This window comes from Saccharopolyspora pogona (assembly GCF_014697215.1).
Classification (GTDB): domain Bacteria; phylum Actinomycetota; class Actinomycetes; order Mycobacteriales; family Pseudonocardiaceae; genus Saccharopolyspora; species Saccharopolyspora hattusasensis.
The window spans coordinates 4,050,559-4,066,405 of sequence record NZ_CP031142.1 but is presented as its reverse complement, the minus strand read 5'-3'; the positions used below and the strand labels follow the sequence as shown (position 1 = coordinate 4,066,405).

20 protein-coding genes and 2 pseudogenes are annotated in these 15,847 nt (G+C 63.6%); 14 read left to right on the top strand and 8 right to left on the bottom strand.

Annotation, left to right across the window (positions count from 1 at the left end):
* Positions 1-105: 105 nt before the first annotated feature.
* Positions 106-630, top strand: a complete 525-nt coding sequence (locus DL519_RS18400) for an ESX secretion-associated protein EspG (RefSeq protein WP_223839215.1) — start codon at positions 106-108, stop codon at positions 628-630.
* On the opposite strand, the gene DL519_RS18395 is transcribed toward DL519_RS18400, so the two are convergent.
* Positions 627-2,072, bottom strand: a complete 1,446-nt coding sequence (locus DL519_RS18395) for an NF041680 family putative transposase (protein ID WP_223839213.1) — start codon at positions 2,070-2,072, stop codon at positions 627-629. The genes DL519_RS18400 and DL519_RS18395 overlap by 4 nt on opposite strands.
* Positions 2,073-2,113: 41 nt before the next feature.
* Positions 2,114-2,287 (bottom strand): hypothetical protein, encoded by a 174-nt coding sequence (locus DL519_RS18390; protein ID WP_190816576.1) that lies wholly within the window; start codon positions 2,285-2,287, stop codon positions 2,114-2,116.
* On the opposite strand from DL519_RS18390, the gene DL519_RS18385 reads away from it, so the two are divergent.
* The 8 genes from DL519_RS18385 to DL519_RS18350 all read left to right on the top strand — a co-directional run bounded on the left by DL519_RS18385 (position 2,207) and on the right by DL519_RS18350 (position 6,316).
* Complete coding sequence (locus DL519_RS18385; RefSeq protein ID WP_190824056.1) at positions 2,207-2,482, top strand: ESX secretion-associated protein EspG; 276 nt, start codon at positions 2,207-2,209, stop codon at positions 2,480-2,482. The two genes, DL519_RS18390 and DL519_RS18385, sit on opposite strands and share 81 nt — an antisense overlap.
* A 61-nt stretch (positions 2,483-2,543) precedes the next feature.
* Positions 2,544-2,969 carry a PE domain-containing protein gene (locus DL519_RS18380; protein WP_223839211.1) on the top strand — a complete coding sequence of 142 codons (426 nt, stop codon included), beginning with the start codon at positions 2,544-2,546 and terminating at the stop codon, positions 2,967-2,969.
* The gene (locus DL519_RS18375; RefSeq protein WP_223839208.1) at positions 2,966-3,550 is read left to right on the top strand and encodes a DUF3558 domain-containing protein; all 585 of its coding nucleotides are present in this window, start codon (positions 2,966-2,968) and stop codon (positions 3,548-3,550) included. The genes DL519_RS18380 and DL519_RS18375 overlap by 4 nt, the downstream gene beginning before the upstream one ends.
* 12 nt (positions 3,551-3,562) lie before the next feature.
* Positions 3,563-4,819: a PPE domain-containing protein gene (locus DL519_RS18370; RefSeq protein ID WP_190816572.1), complete on the top strand. Its 1,257-nt coding sequence runs from the start codon at positions 3,563-3,565 to the stop codon at positions 4,817-4,819.
* A gap of 37 nt (positions 4,820-4,856) precedes the next feature.
* Positions 4,857-5,162 (top strand): YbaB/EbfC family nucleoid-associated protein, encoded by a 306-nt coding sequence (locus tag DL519_RS18365; protein WP_223839206.1) that lies wholly within the window; start codon positions 4,857-4,859, stop codon positions 5,160-5,162.
* Between the two features lie 75 nt (positions 5,163-5,237).
* Positions 5,238-5,471, top strand: coding sequence for a hypothetical protein (locus tag DL519_RS18360; RefSeq protein WP_223839204.1), 234 nt, complete (start codon positions 5,238-5,240; stop codon positions 5,469-5,471).
* Positions 5,471-5,788: a hypothetical protein gene (locus DL519_RS18355; RefSeq protein ID WP_190816570.1), complete on the top strand. Its 318-nt coding sequence runs from the start codon at positions 5,471-5,473 to the stop codon at positions 5,786-5,788. The genes DL519_RS18360 and DL519_RS18355 overlap by 1 nt, the downstream gene beginning before the upstream one ends.
* A gap of 27 nt (positions 5,789-5,815) precedes the next feature.
* A complete protein-coding gene (locus DL519_RS18350) occupies positions 5,816-6,316 on the top strand; it encodes a WXG100 family type VII secretion target (protein WP_190816568.1) in 501 nt (166 codons plus the stop codon).
* Here the strand turns inward: DL519_RS18350 and DL519_RS18345 are convergent.
* On the bottom strand, positions 6,282-6,992 hold the full coding sequence (locus DL519_RS18345; protein ID WP_223838668.1) for a transposase family protein: 711 nt from the start codon (positions 6,990-6,992) through the stop codon (positions 6,282-6,284). The two genes, DL519_RS18350 and DL519_RS18345, sit on opposite strands and share 35 nt — an antisense overlap.
* Positions 6,993-7,409: 417 nt before the next feature.
* On the opposite strand from DL519_RS18345, the gene DL519_RS18340 reads away from it, so the two are divergent.
* Positions 7,410-7,976 (top strand): hypothetical protein, encoded by a 567-nt coding sequence (locus DL519_RS18340; RefSeq protein WP_223839202.1) that lies wholly within the window; start codon positions 7,410-7,412, stop codon positions 7,974-7,976.
* A gap of 62 nt (positions 7,977-8,038) precedes the next feature.
* Here the strand turns inward: DL519_RS18340 and DL519_RS18335 are convergent, their stop codons facing one another.
* Together DL519_RS18335 and DL519_RS18330 are read right to left on the bottom strand one after the other, a co-directional pair.
* Positions 8,039-8,251, bottom strand: a complete 213-nt coding sequence (locus DL519_RS18335; RefSeq protein ID WP_190816564.1) for a hypothetical protein — start codon at positions 8,249-8,251, stop codon at positions 8,039-8,041.
* A gap of 243 nt (positions 8,252-8,494) precedes the next feature.
* Complete coding sequence (locus DL519_RS18330) at positions 8,495-9,379, bottom strand: class I SAM-dependent methyltransferase (protein WP_190824053.1); 885 nt, start codon at positions 9,377-9,379, stop codon at positions 8,495-8,497.
* A 416-nt stretch (positions 9,380-9,795) separates the two neighbouring features.
* Here DL519_RS18330 and DL519_RS18325 point away from each other — a divergent pair, with 416 nt between their 5' ends.
* Positions 9,796-10,332: a helix-turn-helix domain-containing protein gene (locus DL519_RS18325; protein WP_223839200.1), complete on the top strand. Its 537-nt coding sequence runs from the start codon at positions 9,796-9,798 to the stop codon at positions 10,330-10,332.
* Between the two features lie 24 nt (positions 10,333-10,356).
* On the opposite strand, the gene istB is transcribed toward DL519_RS18325, so the two are convergent.
* Together istB and istA are read right to left on the bottom strand one after the other, a co-directional pair.
* Positions 10,357-11,163: an IS21-like element helper ATPase IstB gene (gene istB / locus DL519_RS18320; RefSeq protein ID WP_397544954.1), complete on the bottom strand. Its 807-nt coding sequence runs from the start codon at positions 11,161-11,163 to the stop codon at positions 10,357-10,359.
* Positions 11,160-12,415, bottom strand: a pseudogene (gene istA / locus DL519_RS18315) (IS21 family transposase). The gene istB and the pseudogene istA overlap by 4 nt, the downstream one beginning before the upstream one ends.
* A gap of 105 nt (positions 12,416-12,520) precedes the next feature.
* Here istA and DL519_RS18310 point away from each other — a divergent pair.
* Positions 12,521-13,069, top strand: a complete 549-nt coding sequence (locus tag DL519_RS18310; RefSeq protein ID WP_190816562.1) for an integrase core domain-containing protein — start codon at positions 12,521-12,523, stop codon at positions 13,067-13,069.
* 43 nt (positions 13,070-13,112) lie between these two features.
* On the opposite strand, the pseudogene DL519_RS18305 reads toward DL519_RS18310, so the two are convergent.
* Positions 13,113-13,706 (bottom strand): annotated as a pseudogene (locus tag DL519_RS18305) (pyruvate dehydrogenase); the annotation flags it as partial.
* Between DL519_RS18305 and DL519_RS18300 the strand changes: the two are divergent.
* Together DL519_RS18300 and DL519_RS18295 are read left to right on the top strand one after the other, a co-directional pair.
* The gene (locus DL519_RS18300) at positions 13,705-15,387 is read left to right on the top strand and encodes a hypothetical protein (protein ID WP_190816560.1); all 1,683 of its coding nucleotides are present in this window, start codon (positions 13,705-13,707) and stop codon (positions 15,385-15,387) included. The pseudogene DL519_RS18305 and the gene DL519_RS18300 overlap by 2 nt on opposite strands.
* On the top strand, positions 15,384-15,797 hold the full coding sequence (locus DL519_RS18295) for a hypothetical protein (RefSeq protein ID WP_190816558.1): 414 nt from the start codon (positions 15,384-15,386) through the stop codon (positions 15,795-15,797). Before DL519_RS18300 ends, DL519_RS18295 begins: the two co-directional genes overlap by 4 nt.
* Positions 15,798-15,847: the final 50 nt, after the last annotated feature.

The window sequence follows — 15,847 nt, the reverse complement described above, 5'->3', positions numbered from 1 at the left end:
AGGTCGTGTACCGCAGCGTCCAGTGCGCGAACAGGTTGGGTGACCGTTGCCGCTGCTGGATATGCTCAGCCGTCGAAGATCACGTCATCACGAGTTGGGGAGTTCGTGTCTGGGGCACTGGAGTTCGACGCCAGCCTGTTCGGGCCGCTCTGGTACGGCGCAGGACTCGCGCACCAGGAAGGCGGCGAGGAACGCCTGGTCCCGCCACCTCGGCTACTCCAGTATTTTCCCGACCTCGAAGCGCCCGACAACCTCGTTGCCGAATGGGAAGAAGCCCAGGACAAGGCACGGGCACGAGGATGGATCGACCGTGCCGGCCAGTCCGTTCCGTGGGTTAGCGACATCATGCGGCTGCTGGCCTACGCGTCGATCGAGGCCGATACGCGGTTCGCGCTGCAGCGCGGCAAGCACGTCCGGGGGCTGGTGTCGATCTCTGGTGATCAAGCGGTCCGTACTCGGGTTGAGGGGCGCAAGATCCGCATTGATCCCGTCTGGCCGACCTCGGCCTACAGCGCGTTAGTGGGTCTTTGGCCTGAGATCACTCCCGTGGGCGGCTCAGCGGTGAGTATCCGGCTTGAAGATGCCGAGTCCGCGAGCAAATCTGCAGCAGAGCATCAGCTTGGGTTTTAACCTGCTTGCTTCTTTCCGGCGGGTTGCCGGGTGTCCGTTTTTTCGGTTTTTTTGCGGACGGGATGGCGTTGAGCAGGACCGGAGCGGGAGCCTGGGGGCCGCCCTGGGCCGGGCCGGGTGGGTTTCGGCACACGCGCGGGGGTCCCGAGACGATCATGGATGTGGCGAAACCCGCGGCGTACCCGGTGCGGGCTTAACGGCCGGTCTGGCTCGGGGCGTCGTTCCCAGGGACGCCGCAGGTCCGTGGTGAGGTTGCGGACGAGTCTGAGTTGGGTGTAGGCGGCGATCGTCAGCCAGGTCCACCGGTCCTGCTGGGCGGGTGTGCGGGTTTTCGCCGCGGTCCAGCCCAAGGTCGACTTGGCAAAACGGAAGAAATGCTCGATGTCGAACCGCCGTAGGTAGACCCGCCACAGCATGTCCAGATCCAGTGGGACGCCCTCGGGAGCGGCCCACCACAGCCACAGGTCCTTGTGCGGGGCGCGTCCGTCGGGCAGGTGTTCCACGCGGACGTGCACGACCGTGCCGGTGACCACGGGTAGTTCGCTACGGTCGGCGAACCAGCCGCGGGCTTGGATCTTCGGCGACAGCCCGGACCAGGCATGCACCTCAACCCGTCCGTAGCGGTCGGTGTCCACGGTCAGCGTGGCGTCCGGGGTGTGCCAACTGGTGGGGCTGGCGCACTCGAAGCGGGCGCCGTATTTCGGTGGCCGCCCGGTCCTGCCAGGCACCCGCGGCGGCGGTGGGCGGTGAAACACCCGATCGTCACGGTCGAGACGGATCAGCAGTTGCACGTCCACATCAGACACCGCGTCGGTCATCGCGGTAGCCGGATAACCAGAGTCCATCACCACCATCGGTGGAAGGCGGCCCGCTCCACCCGTGCGCCCGGCGGCGCGCAGACGAGTAGCCAACTCCCGGATCTGGGCGGCGGTCACCGCCACGAGATCATCGTCGGGATCCATCCGGACCGCATCCACCGGCGACACCCACGACGAACGACCCCACTGGATGCCCGCAAGCCACGCATAGTTCCAGCCAGGGATCGTCTTACGGTCACCGTCACAGCGACACGACGTATGACAGTGACCGCGATCCGCCGAGCACTCCGCATCCGGTCGCGGGCACACGGTCACATCAGCGGTGAACAGAAGCGGTCCCTCGTCCGCCGCGGTAGGCAACCCATCCACCAGCACATCCCGTACCCCGGCGGCGTCGATCTCCCCGGCCGCCAACGCGTCGTACAACGCGCCATGCCCCCGCCGGAACACCGGCGACAGCGACAACTCCACCAACGAGGTCACCGGCCGCTCACCGCAGGACACCGCATCGCAGAGCTCGAACAACGCATCCGCCCGAGCCGACAGACACCGGTAAAACCCATCCCGGAACCCGGTCACAGCCCCGAACTCGACCGCCTGGCGGTCATCCTGCACACTGATCACGACAGCCCTTGGTTGATCTTCTTCTTTCGTCAGAAGCATGATCACCCAAGGGCTGTTCCCATGATCAACCGGGGCCACAACAACACCCAAAGGTTAAAACCCAAGATCAGGGACAGGCGCAGGTCAGCGCCACGATCCGCGAGCTGCGAGCCCGCAAGGTCCGCAGCGACGATGCCCGCGAATACGCCCGCATAGTCTCTGGTGAACGCATCCACGACGGTGAATTCTCGGTGGCGGTTCGAGACAGTCGCGGCAAGCTGCGAACCCCCGACAGCGTTGTCCTGCTCACCGGGACCACTCAGGGTTCGTACGTCCAGTACCTGCGCGGCGAGTTCCTGGTCACCGCCCCAGCCGACCCCGGATTGGTGGCCCGCACACTTTCCGAGCTCGCCGAGAAACTACCGCGGTGACGCGAGCGGCCATTGAAGGTCACAACCGCTGGAATCCGGTGAGCCGCAAGAGAGGGGAGTCATGACCGCACCGAACGATCCGACGACGCAAGCACGCATCGCCCAGGCTGTTGCCCTGAACCCCGTGACAGGGATGTTCCAGATTCCCTTGGTCATGACCTCCAGCGTCGGGGCGGCAGCAAGCAGCTTTGAAGTTGCCCCGGAAGACCTCAACGCAGTCAAGGCAGATCTCGACGCAGCGCTCGAGGAACTCCGACTTGCATCTGACGATGCCCAGCAGTTCCGGAGCATCCTGCCGCCCGGCGAGGATGAGGTGAGCGTCGACACCACCACCAAGATCATCGAACACCTAACTGCTAGGCCCGGCTCAGCCGTTCAGATAATCGACGACATGCGCCGCTGGGTGCAGGACTTCCGCGACAAGATCGAAGCTGCTCAGCGCGAGTACGAGCGCATCGACGATAAGAACAAGATCGGGAAGCTATGAGTCACGCGCGCACCGCCCTCGCTTTCGCTGCCGTCGTGGTCACCCTCGGAGCTGCGGGCTGCTCCCAGCAAATGGACGGCACACCGACTGAGACCAGAGTGCCAAGTTCACAGACGGCACCGAGCGATCCAGCCATGCCACAGGTCGCCAACCCGAAGAACCTCGAAGCGGCGGGCGACCCATGCCAGCTTCTGACAACCGATCAATTGGCCCAGCTTGGAACTGGTGGAGCGCCTACTCATCGCCCGTCAGCCTGGGGCGAGGATTCCTGCACTTGGGGTGCCAACACTGACGGCCTCCGTGTGAATCTGGCACCTTCCACGACCTTGAACCAGGGGTTGAAGAGTGTGCTACGAACCGTGCACAAGACAGCGCCGGATGAAGTCGTCGACGGCTATCCAATGGTCACGAGCCAGGCCCTGACCTATAGCTGCGGCATCTACGTGTCTACAACACCAGAGGACGCATTCTCGGTGAACGTGGATCGGGGCGACAGCGACCGTCCGGAACATCAGGACACGTGTGCCGTGGCGAAGCAGGTGGCGAGCATGGTGCTGTCGAATCTTCCAGCCAGGAACTGAAGGGGTAAGGCTGTGTGGCCGTTCAGCCAACCAAAGAAGATCGAAGGCCAAGCGCAGGCCGCGTTCGATCACCCGAAGATCCACCGGGAGCTCAATGGCGGAATGGGGGTGACGTCGCTGTCGATCGCCGCGGGCAACCTCTCCGGTCAGTTCACCGCTCGACTACGTCGTGTTGACGAGCTTGTTCAAGTGGCGATCAACCGCTGCCGCCGGTCGTGGAGCGGCAGCGCGTCGGAGGCGATGACGCAGGAGTCCTCGCCGTTCCGGGATGTGGTGCAGCAGTCGGAAGAGCTATCAGCGGCGTTGGCCAAGGGCGTGGAGGGCCAAGGCGAGCACTTCAGCCGAACCAAGAACTCAATGCCGGCACCGCACAACGTACCGCCACTTGATCTCGGGTTCGGCGACCTTGTGCCAACCAATCTCGGCGCGAAACTGGCGGGCCAGCAAATCCACGAGACCAAGCACAACGAGGCCGAACAGAAGGCTCGCGAGGACTACACCGCATATCGGACCTCGTCCAACAACACAGTGCAGTCCCTGCAGCCGTATCCACCTGTGCCTTCGTCCGTGGCTGATGTTGGTGTCGCCGACACGCAGCGGCCGAACGCGGTCAACCCGAGCACCGGCTATTCCGATGCTGCCACCTCCGCGATTCCGAACTCCCACGCGTCCAATGACTACGGGACTGGCGATGCCTCGCCTGGTAGCCAGGTCGGACCGTCGCAGCCTACTCAGTCGAGCGCTCCTTCCGAATCTGGTTCGGCCTGGTCAAGTTCGACTCCCCCAGTCTCTGGCGTCACCCAGCCACCGAGTGCGGGGGCCGGCAATGCGCCGGTCGGCGGTGGCATCGGCGTCGCGTTCGTCCCTGGAGCAGATGGAACGCCAGGCACCGGAATCGGTCGTGGTGCCGGCGGCTTCGGCTCTGGCAATCGCGGGGGCAGCAGCTCTGGCGTCCGCAGCGGCCCAGGCATTGGCGGGCGTGGTGGTCTCGGTCCAGGTGGTTCCTCGGGAAGCGCTGGCACCAGTACTACTAGTTCTAGCGGGGCACGCGGTGGTTCAGGGGCGCTAGGCGGTGTGGCAGGGCCGGGCCAGCGAGGCCGGAATAACGAGGACGAAGAGCACGAGCGCAAGTACATCAGGGACACCGACGAGCACTTCGGATATAGCGGTGAGATCGACCCGAACACGGGTCAAGCTATCGCGCCACCCGTGATCGGCGAAGGAAACCTGAGCTCTCGCGAGGAGTACGAGGGCGACGCCCTGTCATAGTCGCGCGCCAAACTTTGTACCAAGCCTGGAGGTTGTCGTGTCAGACCCCGACGTCGAGTCGATCCTGATCGACTTGGAGCGGAAGAAGAACCTCATGCACACGCTGCGCGAAGAGGCCGCAGCAAGCTACTACACAGGCACGTCGGATGATCGGGCCGTCGTTGCCACAGTGAACGGCCTCGGAAAACTCCACGACCTGTCAATACCCGACAAGGAGCTTCGCTCCAGCCATCCATCGACCCTTGGCGGAAAGATCGTAGCTGCGATCAACGCCGCGCGCGCCCAGGCAATCGATGACTCCAACGCAAAGCTGATTGATGCCCTCCCGGGCTTTGGGAGCTGAACGACTTGCAAAAACAGCCGTCGGAACGAATCGCAGAAGAATTGGCCCAAGCCAAAGACCGCTACAAACAGGGCATTGCAGCAGGCACAGGAAGTCGGGGACAAGCAGATCCGGGTCGACCTGGACAGCGATCTCGGCCAACTTGCGTTGACCGCATACGGGCAACTTGTCGATGTGCGACTAAACACTGACCAGCTTGACTTTGCCAGCGGACGAAGCCTGGCCACTGCCGTCATGCGCGCTCTTGAACGAGGAGAAGAAAAGGTGCGGCTCGTTCGCGAACCCGAAGATCACAAGGACGTCCTCTGATGACTGATTACACGGTTGTCCCTCAAGCCCTACACGCGAACGTCAAGTTTCTTTATGACGCAGCTGACGCTTGGGGCAAGGCACACCAGGCACTGTCCGGAAAGGACTTGTCTGAGGATGATCTCGGCCTCCTTGGCGAACCTTCCGCCGCAACCCGAAACCATAATTTGGCGCTCACTGACGCTTTAGAAAGACTCAAAGAAGGCCAGGAAGTTCTCGAAAAGGCAGCCTCAAGCCTTAAAGCTGTGGCGGACGAATACGAGAGCCGGGACGCCGAGTACTACGAAAAGTTCGGATATATGCGAGAGAACCTGTAACTTTCACCCCAAACCGGAAGGATTACCGTGACCGCCGCACTGGGCGTACTCGACCCGTTTCCCGAAGAGGAAGCACGAAAGGTATTGGAGTACGCTAAGAAACTTGGCCTGGACGCAGTTGCAAAGATCATCGACAAGATTCGTGACCTGTTTGGGCATCCAGAGAACATTTCTCCGCGAGTCGACGCTTGGGGGCTCGACGCAAAGAAGGCGATCGACGACTCGGTAGCCTCAATCACGAACGCGAGGGCCGACCTCAAGGCATACTGGTCAGGGTCGTCGTTCGACAGCTTCAGCACCTATGTCGATCACCTTGAGAAAGTCTTCAACGGTGCAGGTAGCGTGTTCGGGAAGATGTCCGATCACCTGCAGGACATTGCTTCCACAATGACTGACTTGTATAACAGCGAGATCGGTTTTCTTATCGACTGCGCAGCTATCATCGTCCGGCTTACAGGCGGCGTGATCGGCAACGAGCGTTATCCACCACGGATTACCAGCCGAGTCGGTAGAATTCGAGTGACGTGATGATGAGAATGATGTTGGGCAGTTCGGCGAGGCGTCCTCGATATCCGGTGGCCAGTATCTTCCAGTTCTTGACATGAGAGATGCATCGTTCGACGGCCGATCGTAGCGAAGAGATTATCTTGTTGTTCGCCTTGTCGTTTGTGGAGAGTTCGCCGCCCTTGGGTTTCTTGCGCGGAGTGATCGCGTGAGTCCCTTGGTATGCGGGGTCGGCGATAGTAGGGGTGGCCGAGAGGCGATCTTCCCAACCGCACTCGTCGAATGCTTTGCGGTCATGCATCGAGCCGTGCATCGGCGCGGATATTCCCAACAGGCCACCATCGGTATCTGCTGCGATCTGGATGTTGAGGCCTGCGCGGCGGCGCTTGCCGGAGTAGTTGTCCTCGTGACCAGTGCGGTTGCCGGTCGGGACATCGGTTCCGTCGACCAGGACGAGTCGGCCACGGATGGCCTCCTTGAGATCTGGAATGTGCAGGTATAAGGCCTCCCCGATCAAGGGAAGAATGCCTCGATAGATCCGCGATACAGTCGGCTGGCTGAGGCCGAATAAATCGCCGACAGCTGCCTGGTTTAAATTCTGTCGGACATACACCAAAGTGATCACGACGGCCCGATACAGTCCCACCGTCAGAGGCCACGGTTGCTTGCCGCGACACTGGACGATCTGCCAGATACGCACGACAAGCTCCTCGATCTGGTCAGCAGCAAGCCCTGTAGTAGACTGATAACGCAACGGCCCTACCTATAAGTCGTCTTCTTTGAGCGGAAAACGATCTTACCCGGTTGGGGTCGTTGCTCTATTTTGAGGTGATCACGCTGCCTGAATAACGCTCAACGTCAAGGAGTTCTTCCTTGGCGTTGCCGAGCCTGTTGCCAACGCCATTTCGGACTTTATTACCAACGCCGGCGAGGTACTCACGGAGGCACAAACGGTAATTTCCGAATATCGGCGAACCGGCCAAGACCTCAAGCAAGAGATCACCGACCTCAAGGTTCCCGAGACGATTCCGTCATCATCGGTGGACACCGAGGGCTGGAGCGTTCGAAAGAGGGATTGAGGGACATGCGGCGAAATTCACAATTTTCACTGGTTGGAATGCTGATCACTGTATCTCTACATGGGTCATGTGCAGGCGAAAAGGCTGCACCGGATCCGTTCACTGCGATACCTGACGCGTGCGAGCTAGTCAGTCCGCAGACCACGCAGGAGATTGTCGGCGGCGCGCCCGGCGAGGGCAGATCGGCAAACTCCAAGAGCAAATCTTGCCAGTGGCAGTACCGGCCTGACAAGATTCCAGATCCTCCAGTACAAGGGGTGGCTCCATATCGGCAGGGCTTGTCGGTGTCGGTTTTCCTTCATGAAAAGCCAAGCGGCCAGGACGAGCTCAGCGGAGTTGCGCTCGCCCAGGACGTCTTCTCACGGGAGCGCAACAACAAAGGCATGGCCGATAAGGGGACGATCGGCGGTCTGGGAGACGAGGCTTACGGAAGCTTCGACGACCGGAATGGGACCATCAACTTCCGAACCGGAAACGTCACAGTAGAGCTCCGCTACGAGGGCAACGGCATATCACAGCAAGGAACAACGGGGCTAGGACGAGATGCTATACAGGCAGCGCTGACCACAGCCTCCAACGACGTCAACCAACACCTGCAGAAATAGTGACTCTTCCTCCCCCAAACCCCGATACGCCAACGCCTCAGGCCATCGAGACAGCAAGATCCTTATGTCTCTTCGGCGGCTGCCCACTTGCAATACGCGCAATCGGGTAGCTCGTCGCCGGGCTCCACGGCTTCTTCCGACGCTGCGAGCACACCGCACAAGATGATCACCTCCGGCCCAACGGCACGGGGATCGTCACGTCGGATCACATGGTTCTGCCCGGCATACACCACCCTGTACAGGTCAACATGCTCGTCGGTCTCGCTGGCGTCCAAGATGCGCTCCTTAAGCATGGCGGTGGGGCCGGTGGGCCAGGCGTGTTCGGGGGTTACGCGCCCGGCCACCGGTTCTTGGCGCTCGCGAACGGACATCAGCTGCCCTGGGAGGAAGGAGCACCAAGCCTTGGCACCTGCTGAGTTGGGTAAGCAGGAACGTCACCGACCAACGGGTCGGTGAGCGGCGGCCACACGAGCGGCCTGAACTTGGTCTGCAGCGTTCTGGCTCGCCCAGTGACTTCTTCACCAGGAAAGGACGATCTGGCTGTCGCGCTTGCCGATGACAAAGGTGCCTGGCGACGGGAGGTGCGGGGTGCTTGCTGGGGAAAGAGTGACGACCGGCTGGGCATTGCGGTTGCTGCCCCATGCTTGGATCTGTTTGCAGATCCGGTTCGCTAGTTCAGCACCGCCGTGGCCGTGACCGTATGCGCCCAGTTCCCATCGAGGCTCGGTGGCGTTCTCGTCCCGGCGCAATGCGAAATATGCGAGGGAATCGTCTTCGACTACACCTGGGGTTCGGGCCGGGACCGCAGGTGTGCACAGGCCGACGTCGACCGCGGCAGGGTCGGCGGCAAGACGGCAGGTCCCGGGTTCAGTACTGGCCAGGCGTAGCCAGATGCCGTCGAAGGACTCGTTGGCGGCAACCGTCACGCCGGACCAGGCTTCGGTTTTCGGTTGGGTGAGGATGCCGATCAGGGTGACAGGGTTGATGTGCTGGTCGGCGTCGAAGTAGAGGGCGACCTGGTCTTCGGGGTCGATATGGCCGGTGTGCTCGCCGCCTTCGTCTTGGCTGATCATCGGGACGAATCCGCACAGCTCCAGCGAGTCCGAGCGCATCCGGTCGCCCTCGTGGACGAAGGCGATGGAGCGGGTTTGGCTTCGCCAGCGCAGGGGGACGACGAGTCGGCCGCCGGAGGCGAGCTGGTTCCACCACGTACTTGGGATATCCCATGCGCCGACGGTGACGATCACACGGTCGTACGGGCCGTATTCTTCGGCGCCGAGCGCCCCGTCCCTGGTGATCACCTGGACCTGCACATACCCGGTCGCATCGAGGTTCTGTCTGGCTTGTGTGGTGACTTCGGGGTCGATGTCGACCGTGGTGACCTGCCCTGACGGGCCGGTCAGGTTTGGTGATCACGGCGATGTCGGCGTAAGCGTCCTCGATCGTGGCGGCGGGCACGAAGCGGTGGCGAGGCACCGTCCGCATCGCCTGCTCGACTCGGCCGTGAGCGTGGCCGGCGTCGACGATGCGATCCACCATGCTTGTCCTCAGTTCTTCCGGCGAGGCGCCCGTGGTGGCGGTGGTGTTCATCGGTCTCCCTTGGTGTTGACGCTCGGGGCGGCGGCCGAGCTTTAGTGAGCTGGGGGTTGGCGGTCGTTGTGGCGGGCGTCAGGTGTCGACGAGGAGGCAGGCATCCCACCGGGTGATCGGCGGACGATTCGCGTCGGCCGTGTGCTGGGCCTGCGGGGTTCCAAAAGTTGGCCCGTGTCCTCCGAACTGCGGTAACGGTGCGCGCGGCAACAGGGCACGATCGCGGGCCATGTCACTACGCCTGCTGTATCTGATCTTGGTGCGGATTGTGGGCTGGCTGTTGCTACTCGGCCGTTCGTCGGCATCCAAGGACGTTGAAATCCTGGTGCTGCGTCACGAGGTGGCCGTGCTGCGCAGAACCAACCCGAAACCCCGGATGAACTGGGCCGACCGGGCGGTCTTCGCCGCGCTGATCCGGTTGCTGCCGAAGGTGCTGCGGGCCCATCGATTGATCACCCCGGGCACAGTCCTGCGCTGGCATCGTCGCCTGGTGACCAGGAAGTGGACGTACCCGAACCGCACCGGGCGTCCGCCCGTCGATGACGCTGTCGCCGTGTTGATCGAGCGCATGGCCAAGGAGAACCCCACCTGGGGATACAAGAGGATCCAGGGTGAACTGCTCAAGCTCGGCTATAGAGCGGGTTCCTCAACGATCCGCCGTGTTCTCAAACAACTGCGCATCCCGCCGGCGCCACTCCGGTGCACGGATACGACCTGGTGTCAACGCCGGTCGAATCGTGACCCACCTGTTCCGGGTGAATGCTGACCCACCCGGGTAGGTTGTTGACGTTTAGTCGTTGGTCTTGGTGGCCGCGGGGACGCGGCCGAGGTCTCGGTCCTTGAGCCGGTAGCTGTCTCCCTTCATCGAGATGACTTCGGCGTGGTGGACGAGGCGGTCGATCATGGCTGCGGCGACGACGTCGTCGCCGAAGACCTCGCCCCAGCGGCCGAAGGGCTTGTTGCTGGTGACGATCAGGCTGGCCCGTTCGTAGCGGGACGAGACCAGCTGGAAGAACAGGTTCGCTGCCTCGGCTTCGAACGGGATGTAGCCGACCTCGTCCACGATGATCAAGGGAATGCGGCCGAGTTTGATGAGTTCGTCCTGGAGCGTGCCGGCGTGGTGAGCTTCGGCCAGGCGGGCCACCCACTCGGCGGCGGTGGCGAAAGCGACCCGGTGTCCGGCCTGGCAGGCCCGGATACCGATCCCGATCGACAGGTGGGTCTTGCCGGTCCCGGGAGGGCCGAGGAACACCACATTCTCTTTTCCTGCAATGAAATCCAGGGTTCCTAGGTGGTTGATCGTTTCCCGTTTGAGCGAGCGTTGATGGTCGAAGTCGAACTCTTCCAGGGATTTCCGTGCTGGGAAGCGGGCCGTGCGGATCCGGCCTTCACCGCCGTGGGCCTCGCGGGCGGCGACTTCGCGTTGCAGACACGCGGCCAGGAACTCCTCGTGTGACCAGTTTTCCGAGCGGGCCCGCTCGGCCAGTCGCTCGACCGCATCGGCCAGTGAAGGCGCTTTCAACGCCCGGGTGAGATACGCGATCTCAGAGGTGACGTTGCGGCTGTTGGTGTTGCTGCCGGTTTTGGTGGCCATCATGCGACCCCTTCAGAATCGGTGACGTCGGCTGTGGTGTTCTCATCGAGGCCGAAGAGGCGGTCGTAGTCGTCCAGGCTGCGATGCTCGACCGTGGTCTCGGCCGGCGCGACGGCGACCAGCCGGCGGGTCTGACGCAGCTCGGCGGCTGCGGCGGCGTGAGCGGGGTCGGTGATGCTCTGGTGATCGGCCCAGCACCGTTGGTGACGTGCGACCTCGACGCCGGAGAGGGTGATTACGACCTGTTCGAGGCCGGCCCTGATCTCCACTCGCCGACCGATAGCGCTGGGGTGCACGGAGTAGTCGTTGGAGTCCAGGCGCACGTAGTGATCCCGAGGCAATCTCGTGCTCAGCCGCCAGCCGACGACCGGAGCCACGGGCGGCAGGTCGAGCATCGCCGATCGATCGGCTTCCCACCGGTCGACCGGACGACACCCCAGCCTGCGGTGCTGACGGGAGTTGGCGCGCACCAACCACCGGCCGAGCTGGAGGTTGAAGTCCGCCGGACCGGTGAACGCGCGACCGGGCAGGAACGAGGTTTCCAAGTAGCCATTCGCCCGTTCGACCAGGCCTTTCGCTTCCGGATCGGCGGGGCGGCACTGGATGACCTTGATCCCGAGGGTTCCACGGAAGGCGTTCATCGCCTCGGTCAGCTGCGGTTTCCCACCGCGCCACTGGCCGACCGCGGACTCGTTGTCCCAGACCAGCGCCTTCGGCACCCGTCCCCAGCCGTTGATCAGGGCCCAGTGCCCGGCCAGCAAGTCCGGGCTCTGCCGAGACGGCAGCATCCTTGCGGCCAGGATCCGCGAATAGCCCGAGACCATGACCAGCACCGGCGGCCGACCCACGTGGCCGAAGCCCAGCGGCACGTCCACCGGCGGAAACCACAGATCACACTGCGCCAGCTCACCCGGCTGATACTCCGTGCGCGATGCCGGATCGACCGGCCTGAACAGCGGCCTCAGCTGCTGGACCCGCTCGAAGAACACCGTCTTCCCACGCTGCAGCCGACACGTTCCATGATCACCGTCGAAGGCATCTCCGGGAACTCCGCCAGCAACGCCCTGATCCGCGGTTCGACCGCATCCACGATCGAGCCTTTCACCGCCCGCTCATACCGCGGCGGCTCATGCGAAGCCAGCGCCTTCTTCACCGTGTTCTTCGAGATCCCCAGCCTGCGAGCGATGGCACGAATAGCCATCCCCTCGGCCCGGTGCAACCGGCGGATCTCCGCCCAATCCTCCACGTTCAACACCTCATGATCGTCATGGGGTGGGTCAGAATTCGCCCGGAAACAAGGGGTCAGTATTCAACCGGAAACGACACCTGGCGGCAATTCCTGCGCACCCAGACCTCGACCATGCTGGCATGCGACTTCTTCCACGTGGACTGCGCGGTCACACTCAAACGGATCTACGTGTTCTTCGTGATGGAAGTCGGCAGCCGGTACGTACACCTGCTGGGCACGACCACCAACCCAGACGGAGCGTGGACCACTCAACAGGCCCGCAACCTGCTGATGGACCTCGGCGATGGCATCACCGACTTCCGATTCCTCATACGGGACCGAGCCAGCCAATTCACTGCATCGTTCGATGCCATCCTCGCCGATGTGGACATCCGCGTCGGCAAGACTCCCCCGCGCTGCCCACAGGCGAACTGCTTCGCCGAAAGATTCGTGCGCACCATCCGAGCCGAACTCACCGACCGCCTGTTGATCTTTAGTGAACGGCATCTGCGTGCGGTGCTCACGGAGTACGTCCGGCACTACAACGGCCGCCGACCGCACCGCGCCCGCGAACTCCGCCCACCACGACCAAGCCATCCCGTCGCGAACCTCAGCCACGAGCGGATCAAGACGCGACCTGTCCTGGGTGGCTTGATCAACGAGTACGAGCGTGCAGCGTAAAGCTGCTGGTCAGCGTCTCCAGCCGACTTCTGAAACCCCACAGGGTCGACAGCCGGAGGTAGACGCTGGTCCCGTCGGGCCGGCCCAGCCGCGCCAGCGAGGCCAAAAGCGTCCACTCGACGTCAAGCGTGAACGCCGGCTCGTAGGTGATGCAGCCGGGCTGCTCCAACCCCACCGAGGGCGTAGTGATCGACTGGTGCGCGCCGCCTTCCGGTGCCAGCGACACACCCGAGGGCGTGCCGACGAGGATCGACTGTCCGCCCGCGTAGATCCCGAAGGACCACGGCTCCAGCGCGCGCTCGACGAACGGGTCATAGAGCACTCCGATCGGCAGCAGCGGCTGCCCCCACCTGCTCCAGGTGGCGCCGAGTTCGCCGAGCGCACCGACCAGATTGCCCTCGGCGATACCGAGTTCGATGTGCTGTCCGGTCGGGCGTTCTCGCCAGTGCAGGATCGTTTCCGGGTCGTCGACGAACCAGTCGCGGCGCTCGTGCGGCGACCAGACGCCGACCTTGTTCACCCAGCCGCCGAGGTTGGTCGAGGAGCTGACATCCGGGCAGAGCGTGACCACCCGGCGCGCCGCTTCCGGGGCCTCGCGCGTGAGGTCCAGCAGCGCCCGGCCAAGCGCGGCCTGGGTGCAGCAACTCCGCGGCGCCCTGCGCTCGCCGAAGATCCAGCGGTTCGGCACCGAGGAATTCACCTACATCGAGTTCGATGCCCTCGCCTGGCGGATCGTCCCCGCGCCGGACAACATTCGGTTCGAAGGCGAGCACGCACGCGGCACCGTCGGCATGCCCCGGTTTGGAGCGGTGGACGGGCAGCCGCTGCTGCCCTTCGAGATGGACTCAGCCCAGGCGATGATCGACGCGATGGGCCCGCGTATCGACGACATGGCCGAGAACAACCCTCACGTGCCCTCCATCCAGGAACGGGGAATCGAGACTCCGGGCTGGCTGAGCTTCCTGCGGCTGACCACCAACGATGTTGGCCCTGTGATCCGGCTTGAGTCCACAGACGGGTTCGGCCGGACAGTCGCTGTCCACAAAGGACTAGGGATCACGTTTAAGGACGCAGTCTGGAACCTGCGCCCCGGAAGTCGGCGGGCGGCCTCGTTGCACCGCGACCTCGTGGAGTGGGCAAACAGCGACATCGTCACCGACGAGCAGGCCTGCAAGGTCCGCTGCTCGATCATGCCCAATGCCCGGGTCATCATCGGCTACTCGTCCGCGCGCCGGTTCGACCGCGCGCGTCGGCGGCTTGTCGCGCATCTCCACATGTCGCCGCCGATGAACTTCTCCACCGCCACCACACTCAACGCGAAGGCCAACGCTGCGGTGGACAACCTCTACGAACGCGCGCTGCTTCCCGTACCAGACGGGATGACCGTCGACGAAGTCCGGGACATCCTCGACGGCAGCAACCGCGACCACGAACTCCTCGACGACGAAGTCGCCGTTCTAGCCTGCGGAGCGCTCAACCCCCACCCCAACAAGCGCGAGGCACGCGCGGTCAACGAAGCCATCGCCGACCTCACCGGCACCAAGCCCAAGCTGGAGGAACGCACCCAGCTGGCAGCCGAGGTCGCCCTGCGAGGCTTCCCCAACGACAAGCGGCTCACTGCGCTGCGTGCCGCGCTCGAACGCAGCTGGCGATGGGCGCCGCTGCGCGGCGTCCCACTGACCCGTCAGCAACCGCTAGACCTGCTCAGCGAGGCCATCCGCGAAGTCGTGCAGGCCGGAAACGACACTGGCCGTGCCACCGCCGAACTCGTCACGCTGGCCAGCTACCACCTGGTGGGCGGACGCACCCAGCTGCTGACCCGATCCGAATACGGCCGCGGCAACAACACCGAGCCGCAGCAGATCCTGAAGCGCCTGGCCAAGTCCGACGGCGGCCTGCGACAGCTGTGCCAGATCATCCTGGACGGTCGCGCCGACCGCGCCCCACAGGAATTGCCCGACGCCTCCGAGCCGCGGGACCGACGGTTCCCCGGCGCCGACATCCTGACTCCCGTCCGGTTGCGAGAGCTAGCGGAGCTGTCCGAGGAGGGCATCTCCCACGACGCTCCCGAAGATCTCTTCGCCGCCGCGATCGGGAACTTCGAGGACATGCTCGATGAGGCGCACGACGCGGCGCAGGACGTCGCCAAGGTCACCGACCACGCTGGCGTTCCGCTAGTGGACACGCGTGGCTTCGAGAGCCGATTGGTCAAGGACACGCTCGACGCGATCGTCGAACTGGTCGGGGATTGGCGCAGTGCCCGGCGCCGGGCGGCCCGCATGCGTCCCGACCTCGACGGAAGCGAGGCCGGCCGATGAAGCGACGCGCACGCATGCTCACTCCGGACGCCTACGACACCGCCTGTGACCTCGCTGGCGACGCGCTCCTGCAGCGCGTCCCCGCTGCTGCGTCGGTCCTGCAAGTCACCGATGACAAGGTGTGGTCGGGCTTCTCGTCCGCCGTATACATCACCGCAGACAGCAGCAACACCATCCGCTACGTCGGCAGCGCGCTCCGTACCGGGCCGGTCAGTGATCGGATTCAGGAACACGTACTCGCCGGCCGTGCTGACATGTGGATTCGGCTCATGGTCGTTCCCCTGCATGCGGACACCGAGAAAGTCCTCGTGCGCAAGATCGAAGGTCGTATCGGCATGGTCCTACGGCCGCTCGACAACATGCGGCTCCCGAGCCTCGGGCGCGGTCGCACGAAACTTCGGGTTCGGTAGCTGTGACCGGCTGGTCCGCCCTGCCAGCGGTGAGTGTTTCCCGACCTGGC